Raw genomic sequence first — 1,691 nt, forward strand, 5'->3', positions numbered from 1 at the left:
TGATTGTTGGTACACAAGATGGGGTTAAAATTATAAATAAAACGAGTTTAAACGAATAATAAGGGAGTGGGACAGAATTCGGTTCTACGCAAACATCGGTTGATAAATAAAAAAATTATTTAATTAAAATAAGATTAAGCGACAAGGTGGAAATCAGACTTTTTTAGTCTTGGTTTCCTTTTTGTTTTTTTAAATAATCGTTCTTTGACGATTATACGACATTTGAAATTCTCGAAGTTACGATAACCGTAAGCTATACGTTTTTGAACTTTAATTTTATTATTAAAACCTTCGATAGGTCCATTTGATAAATGTGGAAAATTGAACGTATTCATAATATGTGGTGAAAATTTATCGAATGTATTTAATACTCTATTTAAACCTTTAGAAATAGATGTTTCGTCTTTAATACAACTAAAAAACTTTTCCGATTGATTGAGTTTTAAAGCCCGTCTAAGCTGATGGCCTACTTGATGCGTAAATTTAAGTATGTCATTTCCTTCTAGCATATAATCCAAGACACCTTGAGGTGTCATCCATTTGTCGAAGAGTTTAACAGGGCCATAAACAAAGCTTTCTAGATTTTCTGTATCGGTAAGAAATATTTTCCAATGCCGTTTTAACTTATTATAAAATCGGTGATCTGTGTATCTAACTTCATTCATCAAACGGATACGCGCAGTGTTAATTTCTCTATTGATAGATTGAACAATGTGAAAACGATCAATAATGATGCGCGCATTAGGGAATAATTCCTGAATCATGTAAATATAAGCTTCAAACATATCAATGGAAACAGTTTTTACTTTTTTACGTTCTTCTAAAGAAAAATGATAAAAGTAGTCAAGAACAAATCGTTTTTTACGACTTTCGATGATATCTCCAAATTGATGTGTTAAGCCATCACAGTACACCATACTCATTTGACCGTTTACTGTTTTAAGTTCATCAATCATAATGTGTTCTGGTAAGGATTTAGATGGTGTCTGAGCTATCTCTTTAGCTGCTTCATTAATAATACGCGTAACCGTATGGAATGAGGTATTGGTACTTTCACTAATAGATTTGACCGAACGGTCTTGAACACTTTTATTTAAGATTATTTTTTTTGTATTATTTGAAATCACACAATGTTTGTCTACTATTTCAGATTGAGCGACAAAGGTACTATGGCATTGGCGACATAAAAAACGTTGTTTTTTGAGCGAAATATACGTAGGAACTTCTGAAACTTTAGGTACTTTAATTAATATTTGGCGTTTACCATTTTTAACAATACGATGGTTTTCATTTGGGAAGCCACAGTTCTCACAATGATTAGGCGTATAAGTTAATGTGCCAAAATAACATTTAGCTGTTATATATCCATTGGAAAAACGTTCTACACGGTTTTCCCAAATAATATTTTCATCTTTAATTTCTAGTGTTTCTGCGATACAATTACTCATAAGCGCGATATCTCTCCTTTTATTTAGTTTGGTCACTTAATATTATAGAGATATTTGCGCTCTTTTTGTATAAAAAATGCGGTTAATGAAACAATCAATTTGTTTCATCAACCGCATTTCTCTTAGAACCAAAAACTCTCGACTAGTTTAACTAATCGAGAGCATATATATAATTAATATTCTTGTTGAGGGAGTCAACAGAGTTATTAATTATTTGAATTTACGTTTACGTGCAGCTTCTGA

Annotated in this window: 1 protein-coding gene; it reads right to left on the reverse strand. The window is 31.3% G+C overall.

Annotated elements, in window-relative coordinates; all coding sequences use genetic code 11:
• Positions 1-134 precede the first annotated feature (134 nt).
• On the reverse strand, positions 135-1,448 hold the full coding sequence (locus KA858_RS10725) for an ISL3 family transposase (protein WP_210135670.1): 1,314 nt from the start codon (positions 1,446-1,448) through the stop codon (positions 135-137).
• Positions 1,449-1,691 lie beyond the last annotated feature (243 nt).

The sequence above is a fragment of the Staphylococcus sp. GDX8P80P genome (assembly GCF_017893095.1).
GTDB lineage: Bacteria > Bacillota > Bacilli > Staphylococcales > Staphylococcaceae > Staphylococcus > Staphylococcus borealis.